At 68.9% G+C, this 17,616-nt stretch carries 10 protein-coding genes and 1 pseudogene; 9 read left to right on the top strand and 2 right to left on the bottom strand.

Going from position 1 to position 17,616, the window contains the following annotated elements; all coding sequences use genetic code 11:
- The first annotated feature begins 2,892 nt into the window (after positions 1-2,892).
- Complete coding sequence (locus tag ABD832_RS42020; protein WP_425582565.1) at positions 2,893-3,342, top strand: hypothetical protein; 450 nt, start codon at positions 2,893-2,895, stop codon at positions 3,340-3,342.
- A 128-nt stretch (positions 3,343-3,470) separates the two neighbouring features.
- Here the strand turns inward: ABD832_RS42020 and ABD832_RS02485 are convergent, their stop codons facing one another.
- Positions 3,471-3,611 (bottom strand): hypothetical protein, encoded by a 141-nt coding sequence (locus ABD832_RS02485; protein WP_344887590.1) that lies wholly within the window; start codon positions 3,609-3,611, stop codon positions 3,471-3,473.
- Positions 3,612-3,632: 21 nt separating this feature from the next.
- Between ABD832_RS02485 and ABD832_RS02490 the strand changes: the two genes are divergently transcribed.
- The 4 genes from ABD832_RS02490 (at position 3,633) to ABD832_RS02505 (ending at position 9,937) form a co-directional block, all read left to right on the top strand.
- Positions 3,633-4,412, top strand: coding sequence for a sugar ABC transporter substrate-binding protein (locus ABD832_RS02490; protein ID WP_344887593.1), 780 nt, complete (start codon positions 3,633-3,635; stop codon positions 4,410-4,412).
- On the top strand, positions 4,402-5,991 hold the full coding sequence (locus ABD832_RS02495; RefSeq protein ID WP_344887595.1) for a sugar ABC transporter ATP-binding protein: 1,590 nt from the start codon (positions 4,402-4,404) through the stop codon (positions 5,989-5,991). Before ABD832_RS02490 ends, ABD832_RS02495 begins: the two co-directional genes overlap by 11 nt.
- Positions 5,984-7,006 carry an ABC transporter permease gene (locus tag ABD832_RS02500; protein ID WP_344887598.1) on the top strand — a complete coding sequence of 341 codons (1,023 nt, stop codon included), beginning with the start codon at positions 5,984-5,986 and terminating at the stop codon, positions 7,004-7,006. Before ABD832_RS02495 ends, ABD832_RS02500 begins: the two co-directional genes overlap by 8 nt.
- Positions 7,007-7,081: 75 nt before the next feature.
- Positions 7,082-9,937 (top strand): glycosyl hydrolase family 95 catalytic domain-containing protein, encoded by a 2,856-nt coding sequence (locus ABD832_RS02505; protein ID WP_344887601.1) that lies wholly within the window; start codon positions 7,082-7,084, stop codon positions 9,935-9,937.
- Between the two features lie 701 nt (positions 9,938-10,638).
- On the opposite strand, the gene ABD832_RS02510 is transcribed toward ABD832_RS02505, so the two are convergent.
- Positions 10,639-10,800 carry a hypothetical protein gene (locus ABD832_RS02510; protein WP_344887604.1) on the bottom strand — a complete coding sequence of 54 codons (162 nt, stop codon included), beginning with the start codon at positions 10,798-10,800 and terminating at the stop codon, positions 10,639-10,641.
- Between the two features lie 13 nt (positions 10,801-10,813).
- Between ABD832_RS02510 and ABD832_RS02515 the strand changes: the two are divergent.
- The 4 genes and pseudogenes from ABD832_RS02515 to ABD832_RS02530 form a co-directional block, all read left to right on the top strand.
- Positions 10,814-11,212, top strand: a pseudogene (locus ABD832_RS02515) (RICIN domain-containing protein); the annotation flags it as partial.
- Between the two features lie 85 nt (positions 11,213-11,297).
- Positions 11,298-12,773 (top strand): glycoside hydrolase family 43 protein, encoded by a 1,476-nt coding sequence (locus tag ABD832_RS02520; protein ID WP_425582563.1) that lies wholly within the window; start codon positions 11,298-11,300, stop codon positions 12,771-12,773.
- A 116-nt stretch (positions 12,774-12,889) separates the two neighbouring features.
- Entirely contained in the window at positions 12,890-14,548 is a 1,659-nt protein-coding gene (locus tag ABD832_RS02525) for a glycoside hydrolase family 27 protein (protein WP_344887610.1), read from the top strand.
- A 235-nt stretch (positions 14,549-14,783) separates the two neighbouring features.
- The gene (locus ABD832_RS02530; RefSeq protein ID WP_344887613.1) at positions 14,784-17,513 is read left to right on the top strand and encodes a beta-L-arabinofuranosidase domain-containing protein; all 2,730 of its coding nucleotides are present in this window, start codon (positions 14,784-14,786) and stop codon (positions 17,511-17,513) included.
- Positions 17,514-17,616 lie beyond the last annotated feature (103 nt).

Genomic DNA, 17,616 nt, shown 5'->3' on the forward strand with positions numbered 1-17,616 from the left:
CCCAAGGACGTCAGCACCTCGCCAACCGTGTCGTTTGATAAATACTTTACCTTCTTCTCACCCCTTCCCCCACGGAGCTTACACGGCTCCTTCCTTTAAACGGAACCGAGTCCGGTTCCCCTCGGACACTCCGGCGGTGCCGCAGAGTCCGCCCCTCTCCCATCCCAACACGCATAACAGAGCCACACCCCAGGCACCTGTTCGGTGCCCCGAACCCTACGCCCCCGGCCGTGACGGTGGCTTGTTCCCGCGGATCCGAGTAGAGAAAGCATGAGAGACACGCCCGCGGCCAAACGTGTGAGGAGCTCGTTATTTTACGGGTCCCCCCCGCCCTTCGAACCTTTTCGTTGCACCGACTGAAGCATGATCTTCCTCCTGCGGAAGAAGGAAAAGGGGGGTGAGGTAGCACACATACGAGGAGTAGAGAAATAGTGAAAGAGAAAGGGAAGGGGCGAGGGGAGACGTGAAAACGAGGAAGTGGAAGGTATGTGAGCGCGTGGAAACAAAGCGCGAGCAGTGAGGGATACGAAAGATGTCAGAAAGGACGGGAAACAAAGCAGAAGATCAAAATGAAAAGACGGTCAGAGGAACGAAAGTTTGAAAGACGCAAACAGAACGAAAAGATCCACAACGTGCAGAGGAAAGTTACAGACTTGAGAGCCGAGAGAAGACTCGACGCCCGGGACCGAGAAGAACGGACGGCAAGTTGACAGACCATGAAAGAATCTCAGCGTGAAAAAGTGAGATCAGCGGCGCAGCCTAAGCAGATCGACCAGGACGGATCTCATGCAAACGGGACGCCAAAGCGCCAGATGCAAGCAAATACACGCTGACGGGGGTAAAGCTTGAGTAGCGTAACATAGGTGCAACTAGGAAGAAACTACGAAGGAACAGAGATCCAGGACAGAGTAAGGACGCGGGCGACATCACGAGACCCCAAAAAGAGATGAGCAAGGACATTACGAACATTACCAGCAGGTACGACACCGAGCACGCATATCCATCATAATGATTTCTAGCGCAGCACTACAACGAGAGAGAAGAGAAAAGATATAGTAGAGAGAGCGGTTTGCTGACTTAAAAGCAGAAGGGAATGGGCCGCGCAAAATAAAAAAGCGAGACAGCTATGACGGAAAGCCAAGTGCATTCACCTCGGGCATTCGGAAAAGCCCTCGCAAACAATAAGGCCTGCGACACATCCAGAAAGCTGGCCAAATCAAGACGGCGGTGAACAGAAAAGATGAGAGCTCGACAGACACACCAGAATTGGACGGACATGGAGACAGCTCCATACGTCGATTCCGATGTTGTGGTTGGGGTTTGGAGGCCTCCCGGAGCGAAGCGATGGGCTTGGGGGAGATCACTGGGGGACGTGGGGGGGGGGGCGGGGTGGGGTGGGGGGACCGGGTGGGGAGGTGGGCGGCGGGGGGGGGCCCATGGGGGGGGGAGTGGACGGAAGCCCGCACGCGCATCCGGGGTGGTCCATTCCTTACAGTCTACACGGTGTGGGCGGTACGCGGCGCGGAAGGGCTAAGTCCCAGCTATGTAAGTGCAGACCACAAACTCAGCGGTCGTGACTGCGCGGCGCGGGGTGGTGCACACTTAGGTGGCGCAAATTGGGACCTGACCTAAAATGGGGAGGGGGTGGTGGGCCCCACGCCAGCACCTCAACTCGCCGTGAGGAGACAGTAAGATCTGCCGGGGGGGTGGGTGCGCGTGGAGTGGTCGCGACCCGGGGCGGGGGTGACAGGTCGCAACCGACCGAGGACCGTGTATCCACTACGCGATCAAACGCCCGGCGAGCGGGCGGGCGGAAGCGCAGTACGCTAACAACACATCCAACCAAAAGAAGCGGGCTTGAGACGGCGCTGGCCATGCGCGAAGGGGGCCATTGGCCACCGGACTGAGGGACGGGAGGGGGGGGAGGACCCCCCCCCTGGCCTTAGCTTCTCGAACGGGGGGTGAGAGTGGAGAAGACGGGGTACGGGCCCAGTAATTAGGTGGCGGGTGGGTTGTGGTGAAGCTGGGTGGGGGGGGGGGGGGGTGGGGAAGGTGGACCTAGGGACAGGTAGGGGGGGTGGGGGGGCGGGGGCGGGTGGTTGCGTTTCTGGGCGGGTGGGGGGAGGCGGATGGAGCAGGCGCGGTGTGTTCTGGGGGGGGGGTGGGGGGGGGGCGGTTGTGGTGGGGTGCGGGTTTTTTTTTTGGTTGGGGGCTATTACGGCTGGTGCCCGACCACGCTGGGCGGCGTCGGCCTGTGCGAGTATGGTTCCAGCACTGGCGATGTCCGACTACGTGGCCGTCCAGCGGCACCGTCGAGGACCGCGTCATCGAGTACATCGACCACCTGCACGAGCACCTTCACCGACTCGGTGTGTGTATCGCGGACGGCCGGTACGTCGCCCCCCCTCGGACCGGGAGAGGCGGCGAGATGCACCCGGCGGTCGCGCCGCCGAGTACGCTACCCGCCACGGCCCCCGGTGGACCGCCGAACGCGGCCACCGTCACGACCGGCGTCACGACCGCGAGACCGGGAAGGTGGCGTGATGGGCACCTTCGACGGGCTCACCGCCGTCGTCACCGCGGCGCCTCCGGCATCGGCCTGGCCACCGCCACCTGCTGGCCGCGCGCGGGGCCCGCGGTGGCCTGCCTCGACCTGTTCCCGGCAGTCCCGGCGACCTCGGTGCTTCGGCGCCCCGGGGTGCCCGAGCCCTGCTCGGGGTGCGGGCCGACGTGACCGACGACGCGTCGGTGCGGGCCGACCGTGGCCGAGGCCGCGGACCGGCTTCGGCGGCATCGACATCCTGGTGAACAACGCGGGGATCGGCGCCCAGGGCGGGATCGAGGACACGACGACGACGAGTGCGCCGGGTCTTCGACGTCAACGTGTTCGGCATGGTCCGGGTGGCCAGGGCGCCGCTGCCGTTACCTGCGGGCGTCACGGCCGCGGCGATCGTGAACACCTGCTCCATCGCGGGACCGCCGGCTGCCGCAGCGGGTCCTGTACTCCTCCACCAAGTGGGCGCGGTGCTGTCCATGACGCGGGCCATGGCGGCCGACCTGGTCGCCGAGGGCGTGCCGCGTCAACTGCGTCAACCCGGCCACACGCGACACCCCGTGGTGAGCCGGTTGCTGGAGGCGGCCCCGACCCCGAGGAGGAGCGCCGGGCGCTCTCCGCCCGCCAGCCGATGGGCCGCCTCTGGTCTCGGCCGACGAGGTGTGCCGAGGCCGTCGCGTACCTGGCGAGCCTCTGTCCGGCTCGACCACCGGGCACCGCACCTGCGCCGTGGACGGCGGCATGCACGGCTCTTCGGTGCTGACGAGCACAGAAAGGAACGACCATGAGACGAGGACTCGCCCTGGGAGCGGCCGTCGCCCTGGCGGCCGGGCTGACCGGCCGCTGCGGGGGCGACGCGGTGTGCCGGAGGCACGGCGGCCGCCCCCGGCGGGCGCAGACCGGTCGTCGGGGTGGACTACCCCCGCTCCGACACCGACTTCTGGAACTCCTTCATCAGGTATGTCCCCCAGTTCGGCACCGAGAACGGCCTGGAGCTGAAGACCACCAACTCCCAGAACGACATCTCCACGCTCACCGCCAACGTGCAGAGCCTCATCGGCAGGGCGTCAGGCGCCTCGTGCTGGCGCCGCAGGACACCGCCGCCGTGGCCCCCACCCTCCAGCAGCTCACCGCCAAGAAGATCCCCGTCGTCATGGTCGACACCCGCCCCGAGCAGGGCGACGCCTACATGGTGGTACGCGCCGACAACCGGGCCTACGGCCAGAAGGCGTGCAAGTTCCTCGGCGAGAAGCTGTCCGGCAAGGGCAAGGTCATCATGCTCCAGGGCGACCTTGCCTCCATCAACGGCCGCGACCGCACCGAGGCGTTCAACGAGTGCATGAAGGCCGACTACCCCGGCATCACGGTGTTCGGCGAGGCCACCAACTGGGACGGCGCCGTCGCCTCGCAGAAACTGCAGACGCAGCTCACCGCCAACCCCGACATCAAGGGCGTCTACATGCAGTCCAGCTTCGCCCTGGCGGGCACCCTCCAGGTGCTCAAGCAGCGCGGCCTGCTGGTCCCGCCGTCCGATTCCAAGCACGTCTTCGTCATCTCCAACGACGGCATCCCCCAGGAACTGAAGGAGATCGCCGCCGGCACCATCGACGCCACCGTCTCCCAGCCGGCCGACCAGTACGCCAGGTACGCGCTGCAGTACACCAAAGCCGCCATCGAGGGGAAGACGTTCAAGCCCGGCCCCACCGACCACGACAGCACCATCGTCCAGGTGCGTCCCGGCCTGCTGGAGGACCAGCTCTCCGCTCCCCTGGTCACCGCCGACGGCGGCACCTACGGCGGCGTCCCGAGCGTCAAGTCGGACGACTCCTCGCTGTGGGGCAACAACCTTGGCGGCTGACCCGGCGCCCGCCCCCGTCGTCGAGGCGGTGGGCGTCACCAAACGGTACGGCGAGACCGTCGCGCTGGACCGCGCCGGGATCCAGGTCATGCCCGGCCGGACCCACGCCCTGGTCGGCCGCAACGGGGCCGGGAAGTCCACCCTGGTCTCGATCCTCACCGGCCTGACGTCCCCCGACGAGGGCGAGGTGCGCTTCGGCGGCGAGCCCGCCCCGCGCCCGGCCGACCGCGACGCCTGGCGGCGGCGGGTGGCCTGCGTCTACCAGAAGTCCACGATCATCCCCGAGCTGACCGTGGCGGAGAACCTCTACCTGCACCGCCACGACCTGAACCGGTTCGGGCTGGTCCGCTGGGGCGCGCTGCGGCGCAAGGCGGCCGCGCTGCTGGCCGGCTGGTCGGTGGACGTCGACGTACGCCTGCCGGCCGGCGAGCTGGACGTCGAGCAGCGGCAGTTCGTGGAGATCGCCCGTGCGCTGTCCTTCGGTGCCCGGTTCATCATCCTCGACGAACCGACCGCCCAGCTCGACGCCGCCGCCATCGCCCGGCTGTTCACCCGCATCCGGGCCCTGCAGGAACAGGGGGTGACCTTCCTGTTCATCAGCCACCACCTGCAGGAGATCTACGAGATCTGCGACACGGTCACGGTCTTCCGCGACGCCCGGCACATCCTGACCACCGCGGTGGCCGACCTGAGCCACGCCGAGCTGGTGGCGGCGATGGCGGGAGAGGCCACCGGCCTGACCGCCGCGCTGCCCCGGGCGTCCGTGCCCGCCGACGCTGGAGAGGTGCTCGGCGTGCGCGGCCTGTCGTACGGGGACGCCTACCGGGAGGTCGACCTCCGCGTCCGGGCCGGTGAGATCGTCGGCCTGGCGGGGGCGGCGGCCAGCGGCCGGACCGAGCTGGCCGAGACCGTCGCCGGGCTGCGCGCGGCCGACTCGGGCGCGATCGAGGTCGCCGGCCGCCGTCCCCGTCCCGGAAGCGTGCCCGACGCGCTCGCCGCGGGTGTCGGCTTCGTCCCCCGCGACCGGCACCACCAGGGCTTCGTCCCGATGATGTCGATCGCCGACAACGCCACCATGACCGTGCCCGAACGGCTCGGCGAGGCCGGCCTGATCAGCGGCCGGCGGCGTGACCGGCTGGCCAGGACCCTGATCACCAACCTGGCGATCAAGACCCCCGGCCCCGGCCTGCCCGTGACGGGCCTGTCCGGCGGCAACCAGCAGAAGGTCGTCATGGCCAGGGCGCTGGCCTCCGACCCCCGGCTGCTCGTGCTGATCACCCCCACCGCCGGGGTGGACGTGAAGTCGAAGGAGTTCCTGCTCGGCAAGGTCGAGGAGACGGCCTCCGGGGGAAGCGGCGTGCTGATCGCCTCCGACGAGCTCGACGACCTGCGGCTGTGCGACCGCCTGCTGGTGATGTTCCAGGGCCGCCTCGTCACGGAGATGGCCGCGGGATGGCACGACCACGACGTGGTGGCGGCCATGGAAGGAGTCCGGCTCGACACCCCCGACGCCTCCGACGCCCCCTACACCCCGGATGCCCCCGACACCCTTGACGCCCCGGATGCCCCCGATGTCTGAGAAGACCCTCACGCCCGCCCCGGAGAGCGCCGCCCCCCGGCGGGAACGGCCGCGGGTGCGGCTGGCCGGGCTGCGCGACTTCGCGCTGATCCCCGCGATCGTCGTGATCGCCGTCGTCGGCCGGATCGTCCACCCGATCTTCCTGCAGCCCGACAACCTGATCAACATCCTGCAGACCATGTCGGAGATATCGCTGCTGGTCCTGGCACAGACGATCGTCCTGGTCGCCGGCAGGATGGACCTGTCACTGGAGTCGACCTTCGGTCTCGCGCCGGGCGTGGCCGCCTGGCTGACCGTGGCCGTCGGCTCGGGCGCCGGGCTGGGCGTGCTGCCGGGCGTCTGGGCGATCCCGGTCACCCTGGCCGTCGGCGCGCTGATCGGCGCGATCAACGCCCTGCTGATCGTGCGGTTCGGGCTCAACGGCTTCATCGTCACCCTCGGCATGCTGATCGTGCTGCGCGGCCTGCTCACCGGCATCTCCGGCGGCCAGACCTTCTTCAACCTGCCGCCGTCGATGCTCTATCTCGGCTCGGCCCTGTGGCTCGGCGTGCCCGCCTCGATCTGGCTGTGCCTGCTGCTGTTCGCCTTCGGCGTCGTGCTGCTCGGCTTCACCCGCTACGGCCGTGCCCTGTACGCCATCGGCGGCAACGTGGACGCGGCCAAGGCCGCCGGCATCCGTACCGGCCGGGTGCTGTGGACCGCCCTGGTGGGTGCGAGCCTGCTCGCCGCCCTCGGCGGCCTGCTGCTGTCGGGACGCCTCGCCTCGGTGGCCGCCGGCCAGGGCGACGGCGCCATCTTCACCGTGTTCGCCGCGGCCGTCATCGGGGGCGTCAGCCTCAACGGCGGCAAGGGCACCGTGTTCGGCGCGTTCACCGGCATCCTGCTCCTCTACATGATCCAGAACGTCCTCACCCTGGCGGGTGTGCCCGCCCAGTGGATCCAGGCCCTCAACGGCGCCATCATCCTCATCGCCCTCATCCTGTCCCGGCTGACCGGAGGCAAGGTCCAGGAATAACCCCTCTCGATCACCCCCTCCCGTTCCTCCGTCCTGGCACTTCCGAGCGCCACACCCCCTACCGATGGGAACGACATGTCCGACGAGAACCACCTGTCACGCAGGCGACTGATGCAGATCGGAACGGCCGGAGCCGGAGCCCTGCTGTTACCGCTCCAGTGGACGGCGGCCGCGCGGGCCGCCTCGGCACCCCCTCCGGCGGTCAGCGCCGCCGGCGACCTGGCCCTGTGGTACGACGAGAGCGCCGGCACCGAATGGCTGCGCGCGCTCCCGATCGGCAACGGCCGCCTGGGCGCCATGGTGTTCGGCAACGTCGACACCGAGCGGCTGCAGCTCAACGAGGACACCGTCTGGGCCGGTGGCCCCTACGACCAGAGCAACACCCGGGGCGCGGGCGCGCTCGGGCAGATCAGGCAGCTGGTCTTCCAGAACCAGTGGGCCCAGGCCCAGACCCTGATCGACCAGAACATGCTCGGCAGCCCCGCGGGCCAGCTGGCCTACCAGACCGTCGGCAACCTGCGGCTCGCCTTCGGCAACGCCTCCGGGGTCTCGGAGTACAACCGCTACCTGGACCTGACCACGGCCACCACGACGGTGTCGTACCTGAAGAACGGCGTGCGCCACCAGCGCGAGACGTTCGCGAGCGCGCCGGACCAGGTGATCGTCATGCGCCTGACCGCCGACAGGCCCGGCTCGATCTCGTTCTCCGCGACGTTCGACAGCCCCCAGCAGACGACGCGGTCCAGCCCGGACTCCACGACGGTGGCGATCGGCGGCGTCTCGGGCAACATGGAGGGCAAGACCGGCGCGGTCCGGTTCACGGGCCTGGCCAAGGCCGTCATCGAGGGCGGCACCGTCACCAGCTCCGGCGGCACGCTGCAGGTGACGTCCGCGAACAGCGTGACGGTGCTGATCTCGATCGGCTCCAGCTACCGCACCTTCCGCGACGTCGGCGGCGACCACCAGGGCATCGCCCGGCAGCATCTGAACGCCGCCGTCGCCAGGACGTACACCGAACTGCGCGACCGGCACGTGGCCGACTACCAGCGGCTGTTCGGGCGCACAACGCTCGACCTGGGCCGCACCCCGGCGGCCGACCAGCCGACCGACGTGCGGATCGCGCAGCACAACAGCGTCAACGACCCGCAGTTCTCGGTGCTGCTGTTCCAGTTCGGCCGCTACCTGCTGATCTCCTCGTCCCGGCCGGGCACCCAGCCGGCCAACCTGCAGGGCATCTGGAACGACTCGCTGGCGCCGGCCTGGGACTCGAAGTACACCATCAACGCCAACCTGCCGATGAACTACTGGCCGGCCGACACGACGAACCTGTCGGAGTGCTTCGAGCCGGTGTTCGCGATGATCAACGACCTGACGGTCACCGGTGCCCGCACGGCCCAGGTCCAGTACAACGCGGGCGGCTGGGTGACCCACCACAACACCGACGCCTGGCGGGCCACCTCCGTCGTCGACGGCGCGGCCTGGGGCATGTGGCAGACCGGCGGCGCGTGGCTGGCCACCCTGATCTGGGAGCACTACACCTTCACCGGCGACGTCGAGTTCCTGCGGCGGTACTACCCGGCGATGAAGGGCGCCGCGCAGTTCTTCCTCGACACCCTCGTGCAGGAGCCGAGCCTGGGATTCCTGGTCACGAACCCGTCCAACTCCCCGGAGCTGCTCCACCACAACGGCGTCAGCGTCTGCGCCGGCCCCACGATGGACAACCAGATCCTGCGCGACCTGTTCAACGGCTGCGCCAAGGCCAGCCAGGTGCTCGGGGTCGACGCCGACTTCCGGACGCGGGTCCTGGCCACCCGGGACCGGCTCCCCCCGATGAAGACCGGCTCGCGCGGCAACATCCAGGAGTGGCTGTACGACTGGATCGAGACCGAGCCCGCCCACCGGCACATCTCCCACCTGTACGGCCTGCACCCCAGCAACCAGATCACCAAGCGCGGCACCCCCGCCCTGTACAACGCGGCGCGGCGGACCCTGGAGCTGCGCGGCGACGACGGGACCGGCTGGTCGCTCGCCTGGAAGATCAACTACTGGGCCCGGATGGAGGAGGGCGCCCGCGCGCACACCCTGATCCGCCTGCTGGTGACGACGGCCCGGCTCGCGCCGAACATGTTCGACCTGCATCCGCCGTTCCAGATCGACGGCAACTTCGGCGCCACCTCCGGTATCGCGGAGATGCTCCTGCAGAGCCACAACGGCGAGCTGCACGTGCTCCCGGCACTGCCGTCCGCCTGGCCGGCCGGGAAGGTGCAGGGCCTGCGCGGGCGTGGCGGCTACACCGTGGGCACGACGTGGAGTTCCGGCACGGCCACCGAGATCCTCGTCAGGTTCGACCGTGACGGGACCGTCAACGTCCGCAACCGGATCTTCACCGGGACCCACCAGGTGGTCGACGCCGAGAGCGGGGCCGCCGTCACCGTCACCAAGCCCGAGGCCGACGTCGTCGCGCTGACCGGCCAGGCGGGCCGCACGTACCGCCTGACCGGGACCGGCGCTCCGCAGCCCACCTACGCGCGGATCACCAACGGCACCACGGGCCTGGCCCTGGACAGCGGCGGCAACGTCGCCTCCGGGTCGAACCTCAAGCAGTGGAACTACGACGGCAGCACCAACCTGCAGTGGCAGCTCGTCGATCTGGGCGGCGGCTGGTACCGCATCGTCAACCGCGCCAACGGCATGGTGATCGACAGCTGGGGCAACGCCGCCAACGGCGCCGTCGCCCGGCAGTCGGCCTGGAACGGCGGCAACAACCAGCAGTGGCGCCTGGCCGCCGTGGGCAACGGCCGCCAGCAGATCATCAACCGCGGAACCGGCACGGCCCTCGACGGCATGGGCAACGCCACCGCCGGTTCCACCGTGGCCATGTGGGCCCCGAACGGCAACACCAACAACCAGTGGACCGTCACGGGCGTATGACGGCCGGCGGCCCGCCGGACCCGATCCACGGGTGCCCCGGCGGCGGCGGCCGGTCACGGTGAAGGACATCCCGGTGCGCACGTCGTGCTCCGGGACGGCCCGGCACCCGCACGTCACTGTTCGCGTTAACACCGTCGCGGCCCGCGCCTGGGTCGCACCGGGAGGACGCCGGGGTGCCGCGTCCTCCCGGCCGGGATCGTTCCCGCTGCTCCCGGCCGTCGCGGGCACCTTCCTCCGAGGGGCGGAGCGGTCGCCGACCCGGTGTGCGCCCGGGGCCGATCGGGAGGGAGACCGTCCCTCCCGGCGACCCGGCCGGGGACATCGGACGGATTCACCCGAAGCTTACGGTCGTGACGGCGTAACTTCTGTGAAACTTTCACGTTTCCGGGCGCCACCGCGTGAGTCCTCTCCGGACGAATGGCCAGGCAGCGAAGCGTGCGGAGGACGTTGACCGGTTCGGCGGGAATCACGGCTCGTTGACGCCGATCGGCCGGTCGTATGTACTCCGCGACATCACCCCCCTCAGGAGCAGGCCATGAAAATCTCGAACTTCGAATGTTAGCGATAACAATTTTCGGCGGCCGACACCCGGCCCCCGAGGCGATGGGCTCCCCGCCCGCTGACGGCCCGGTCGAACGGTGTCCCGTCGCCGGGTCTCGTCGAGCGCCGCGGGCCGGCAGGAGGACACCTTCCGGACAACTTCATGATCGCACCATCGCGTCGATACGTTCTTGAAGGAGAATCATGCGTCCCACCAGGCGAAATCGCCTGCGCGTACTGATCGCCGTCATCACGTCGGTCGTGCTCACCAGTACCCTGCTCACCCTCGCCACCTCCTCCGCGACCGCGGCGACGGTGGACACGAATGCGTGGTACGTGCTGGTCAACCGCACCAGCGGCAAGGCGCTGGACGTCTACAACCTCTCCACCGCAGACGGCGGCCGCATCACCCAGTGGAGCCGCAACAACGGCAACCAGCAGCAGTGGCAGTTCGTCGACTCCGGCGGCGGCTACTACCGCATCAAGTCCCGCCACTCGGGCAAGGTCCTCGACGTCAGCGGCTTCTCCACCGCCGATGGCGGCGCGGTGGTGCAGTGGGCCGACCTCAACGGCACCAACCAGCAATGGCGCCTGGCCGACTCCGACGCAGGCCACGTGCGGCTGATCAACCGCAACAGCAACAAAGCCCTCGAAGTGCAAGGTGCCTCGACCGCTGATGGGGCCAACATCGTGCAGTACGCCGACTGGGGCGGCGCCAACCAGCAGTGGCAGTTCGTCAAAATCGGCGGCACCGACCCCACCCCCCACACCCACCCCGACGCCGACGCCGACTCCGGGCGGGACCTACACCAACCCGGTCGTGTGGCAGGACTTCGCCGACGGCGACATCATCCGGGTGGGCGATGCCTACTACTACTCCGCCTCCACCATGCACTACTCCCCCGGCGCGCCGATCCTGCGCTCCTACAACCTCGTCGACTGGGAATACGCCGGCCACTCGGTACCGCGCCTGGACTTCGACTCAAGCGCCTACGACCTGACCGGCGGGCGGGCGTATGTCAAGGGCATCTGGGCCTCGACGCTGAACTACCGGCCCAGCAACAGCACCTACTACTGGATGGGCTGCACCGAGTTCAACCGCACCTACGTCTACACCGCCTCGGCCGTGGACGGCGCCTGGACCAAACGCGCCCGGATCAACAACTGCTACTACGACGCCGGCCTGCTCATCGACGACAACGACACCATGTACGTCGCCTACGGCAACGGCACCATCAGCGTCGCCCAGCTCACCCCCGACGGCCTGGGCCAGGTCCGCGCCCAGCAGGTCTTCCAGACCCCCTCAAGCGTCGGCACCCTGGAAGGCGCCCGCTTCTACAAACGCGGCGGCTACTACTACATCTGGCTCACCCGCCCGGCCAACGGCCAATACGTGCTGCGCTCGAGTAGCCCCTTCGGCCCGTACGAGATGCGCCAGGTGTTGCTGAACATGCCCGGCCCCATCCCCGGCGGCGGTGTGCCCCACCAAGGCGGCATGGTCCAAACCCCCACCGGCGCCTGGTACTACATGGCCTTCGTCGACGCCTACCCCGGCGGCCGGATGCCCGCCCTGGCCCCCATCACCTGGAGCGCTGACGGCTGGCCCAGCGTGCAGACCGTCAACGGCGCCTGGGGCACCACCTACCCCCGCCCGAACATCCAGACCACCAAGACGGTCAAGTCGATGATCGGCCCCGACACCTTCACCTCCCCCACCCTGGACCACCGCTGGGAATGGAACCACAACCCCGACACCAGCCGCTTTTCCACCGGCAACGGGCTGCGCCTGCAGACCGCCACCGTCACAGGTGACCTCTACAACGCGCGCAACACGCTGACCCACCGCATCCAGGGCCCCTCCTCCACCGCCACCATCGAACTCGACCACTCGGCCATGGCCAACGGGGACCGCTCCGGGCTGGCGATGCTGCGCGACCAATCAGCGTGGATCGGCCTCAAACGCGACAACAACACCACCCGCCTGGTCATGACCAACGGCCTGAGCATGAACAGCAGCTGGCAAACCACCAGCACCGGCACCGAAGCCGCCAGCGCCCCCGTCACCGGCACCCGCATCTGGCTACGCGCCAGCGCCGACATCCGCCCCGGCACCGGACGCCAGGCCCGTTTCTCCTACAGCACCGACGGCACCACCTTCACCCCCCTGGGACCGGCCTTCACCCTCAACAACGCCTGGCAGTTCTTCATGGGCTACCGGTTTGCGATCTTCAACCACGCCACCCAATCCCTCGGCGGCGCCGTCACCGTCCGCCGCTTCGACCTCACCACCCCCTGAACCGAAAGCCCTCAGGTCCGGTCTCCCGGGCGCACACGGCCACGGCTGAACCGACCAGCCGGCGGCCTGACCACCCCGCGATCCCCCGAACCTGACCATCGCTAGGAGCGACATCGATGAGACGACACCGAGCACGTGCACTGCTGGCCCTGACGGCGCTGACCATGGCGCTCACCCCCGCCACCCAGGCGCAGGCGCTGGAGAACGGCGTGGGCCGGACCCCGCCGATGGGGTGGAACACCTGGAACACCTTCGGTTGCAACATCAACGAGGCCCTGATCAAGCAGACGGCCGACGCCCTGGTCAGCAACGGCATGCGCGACCTGGGATACCAGTACGTCGTCGTCGACGACTGCTGGATGGACCCCAACCGCGACTCCGCCGGCAACCTCCAGCCCAACCTGTCGCGGTTCCCCAGCGGCATGAAGGCGCTCGGTGACTACCTGCACGCCCGGGGGCTGAAGTTCGGCATCTACCAGGCTCCCCTGGACAAGACCTGTGCCCAGTACTTCAACTCCTACCCGGGCGCGACCGGCAGCCTCAACCACGAGGTCCAGGACGCCCGGCAGTTCGCCGCCTGGGGCGTCGACTACCTGAAGCACGACTGGTGCTCCCCCACCGGCACCATCAACGACCAGGTGCGCATCTTCGCCAAGATGCGCGACGCCCTGGCGGCGACCGGACGGCCGATCCTCTACAGCATCAACCCCAACAGCATCCACGAGAAGACCGGCCCGCAACGCAACTGGGGCGACATCGCCAACATCTGGCGGACCACCGAGGACATCACCAACAAGTGGGACACCGGCCAGACCAACGGCTACCCCATGGGCATCCAGAACATCGTCAACGTCACCGTCCCGCTGGCCTCGTACGCCAAGCCCGGCCAGTTCAACGACCCCGACATGATGGAGGTCGGCCGGGGCGGCATGACCGACACCGAGATGCGCAGCCACTTCGCGCTGTGGGCGATCATGGCCTCGCCGCTGATCGCCGGGAACGACGTCCGGAACATGGACAGCGCGACCACCACGATCCTGAAGAACCAGAACCTGATCGCCATCAACCAGGACACGCTCGGCCTGCAGGCCACCCAGGTCAGCAACGACGGAACGCGCCGCATCCTGGCCAAGCGGCTGAGCAACGGCGACGTCGCGGTCGCCCTGTTCAACCAGGGCGGCAGCACGACCACGATCAGCACCACCGCGGCCGCCATCGGCCTGGCCGGCAACTCCTTCAACCTGAAGGACGCCTGGACGAACGCCGTCACCACGACCGGCGGCGCCATCTCGGCGAGCGTCCCGGCCCACGGCACCGTCGTGTTCCGGGTCAGCGGCGGCACGCCCAGCCCCACGCCCACGCCCACTCCCACCCCCACGGTCTCCCCGTCCACGTCCCGCATCCAGGGGGTGGGGTCGGGCCGGTGCCTCGACGTGACCGGAGCCTCCCAGGCCAACGGCACCCTGGTGAACATCTGGGACTGCAACGGCCAGAGCAACCAGCAGTGGACCTCCACGGCCGCCGGTGAGCTGCGGGTTTACGGCAACAAGTGCCTGGACGTCAACAACAACGGCACCGCCGACGGCACGGGCGTCCTCATCTGGGACTGCAACGGGCAGAACAACCAGAAGTGGCGCTTCAACTCCGACGGCACCATCACCGCCCTCGGTTCGAACAAGTGCCTGGACGTGCCCAGCAACTCCACCGCCAACGGCGTCAAGCTGCAGATCTGGACCTGCAACGGCGGTACCAACCAGCGCTGGAACCGCACCTGATCACGACCCTCCGAGGCCCGGTTCCCCGTACCGCGTGAACCGCCGGGGCCCTTCCGCCGCCGTGTCCCCGGACACGGCGGCGGAGGCCGGCGGTTCACACGGCCTCCGTCGCCGATCCGGTACGGCGGCGGCGGCCTCCCGCGCCACGGCGCTCCGGCGGCCGGGACCACCCCGGCCCCGCCCCGCCGGCGGGACCGGCAGCACGATCCGACCCTCCACCCTCTTTGGAGTCCACATGTCACCCCTCAGCCGACGCCGGCTTCTCCAGGCCGCGGGCATCACCGCCGCCGCGACCGCCACCGGTCAGCTCACCGGCACCGCGCCCGCCTTCGCCGAGATCGCCCCCGTCCGCGCGGACATCGGCGTGTCCGCGTACCCGTTCGACTTCGGGCAGGTGCGCCTGACCTCCGGCCGCTGGCTGGACAACCAGAACCGCACCCTGTCCTACCTGCGGTTCGTCGACGTCAACCGGCTGATGTACGTCTTCCGCGCCAACCACCGGCTGTCCACCCAGGGCGCGGCGGCCAACGGCGGCTGGGACGCCCCGAGCTTCCCCTTCCGCAGCCACATGCAGGGGCACTTCCTGACCGCCTGGGCCCAGGCGTACGCGGTGACCGGTGACACCACCTGCCGCGACAAGGCCAACGCCATGGTCGCCGAACTGGCCAAGTGCCAGGCCAACAACGGCGCCGCCGGTTTCAACGCCGGCTACCTCTCCGGCTTCCCCGAGTCGGACTTCACCGCGCTCGAGGCCCGCACGCTGAGCAACGGCAACGTGCCGTACTACTGCATCCACAAGACCCTGGCCGGGTTGCTCGACGTGTGGCGTTACATGGAGAGCACCCAGGCCCGCGACGTGCTGCTGGCGCTGGCCGGCTGGGTCGACTGGCGGACGAGCCGGCTGACCTCCGCCCAGATGCAGGCCATGCTGGGCACCGAGTTCGGCGGGATGAACGCCGTCCTGACCGACCTGTACCAGCAGACCGGCACCCAGCGCTGGCTGACCGCCGCCCAGCGGTTCGACCACAACGCCGTGTTCAACCCCCTGGCGGCGAACCAGGACCAGCTCAACGGCCTGCACGCCAACACCCAGGTGCCCAAGTGGATCGGCGCGGCCCGCGAGTACAAGGCCACCGGCACGACCCGCTACCGCGACATCGCCTCCAACGCCTGGCGTATCACCACCGGCGCGCACACCTACGTGATCGGGGGCAACAGCCAGGCCGAGCACTTCCGGGCGCCCAACGCCATCGCCGGGTACCTGGCGCGTGACACCGCCGAGGCCTGCAACACCTACAACATGTTGAAGCTGACGCGGGAGCTGTGGCTGCTGGACCCGAACCGGGCGGACTACTTCGACTACTACGAGGGGGCGCTGATCAACCACCTCATCGGCCAGCAGAACCCGGCCGACGCCCACGGGCACATCACCTACTTCACCCCGCTCAACCCCGGCGGCCGACGGGGCGTCGGCCCAGCCTGGGGCGGCGGCACCTGGAGCACCGACTACAACTCCTTCTGGTGCTGCCAGGGCACCGGCATCGAAGTGAACACCAAGCTGATGGACTCCATCTACTTCCACAACGGCACGACGCTGACGGTGAACCTGTTCACCCCGTCGGTGCTGAACTGGAGCCAGCGCGGCATCACGGTCACCCAGACGACCTCCTTCCCGGCGAGCGACACCGTCTCGCTCCAGGTCACCGGTAACGTCGCCGGCACGTGGTCGATGCGCGTCCGCATCCCCGCCTGGACGAGCGGCGCGACGATCAGCATCAACGGCACCCAGCAGGACATCGCCGTCACGCCCGGCTCGTACGCGACGATCACCCGGTCGTGGGCCTCGGGCGACACCGTGACCCTGCGCCTGCCGATGCGCGTGGTCATGAAGGCCGCCAACGACAACCCGAACGTCCAGGCGGTCACCTACGGGCCGCTGGTGCTGTCGGGCAACTACGGCAACACCGCGCTGTCGGCGCTGCCGACGCTGAACCCCTCGTCGGTCACCCGGACGAGCACCTCGGCGCTCACGTTCACGGCGACCGCCAACTCCGCGACCGTCAACCTCATCCCGTTCCAGGACGCCCACGGCCACAACTACACCGTCTACTGGAACACCGGCGGCCAGGGCGGTGGGACGGCGAGCTTCCGGCTGCAGAACGCGGCCACCGGGCTCGTCCTCGGCGTCCAGAACATGTCCACGGCCGACGGCGGCCTGGCCGTGCAGTGGGCCGACAACGGCACCGCCGACCACGAGTGGGTCCTGGTCGTGGACGGCAACGCCGTCAAGCTGCGCAACGTGCACAGCGGCAAGGTCCTGGGCGTGGAGAACATGGCCACCACGGACAACGCCCGCGTGCTGCAGTGGGGCGACACGGGCACCGCCGACCACCGGTGGACGCTCGTGGACGTCGGGGACGGCACCCACAAGCTCCGCAACGTCAACAGCGGCAAGCTGCTGGCGATCCTGAACGGCTCCGCGAGCCAGGGCGCGCAGGTCGTGCAGGACGCCGACAACGGCAGCGGCGACAACCAGTGGCGTTTCCTGCCCACCGGCGCGCGCCGCATCCAGAACGTCGGCAGCGGCATGGTGCTGGGCGTGACGGACATGTCCACCGCCGACGGCGGCCTGGTGGTCCAGTGGGGCGACACGGGCACCGCCGACCACCTGTGGACGGCCGTGGTCGCCACCGGCGGCTACCTCAAGCTGCGCAACTCCAACAGCGGCAAGGTCCTCGGCGTCGAGAACGCCTCGGCGAGCGCGGGCGCCCGGGTGCTCCAGTGGGCCGACACCGGCGCCAGCGACCACCGCTGGCGGTTGCGGTACGGCACCAACGGCTCCTTCCGCATCCAGTGCGCCAACGGCGGCCGCGTCCTGAGCGCCAACGGGTCCACCGCGCAGGGCGCGCAGGTCGTGCTGGCCGACGACTCCGGCGCCGGCGACCGCCTGTGGCGGTTCCTCTGATCGGCCCGTCATGACCGGCGGCCGTCAGGTTCGTGAAGGACCCGGACCTGACGGCCGCCGGCCGGGGCTCACCCGGCCCCCGGGCCGGCCTGATCGCGTCATG

Source organism: Streptosporangium longisporum (assembly GCF_039534895.1).
Taxonomy (GTDB): domain Bacteria; phylum Actinomycetota; class Actinomycetes; order Streptosporangiales; family Streptosporangiaceae; genus Streptosporangium; species Streptosporangium longisporum.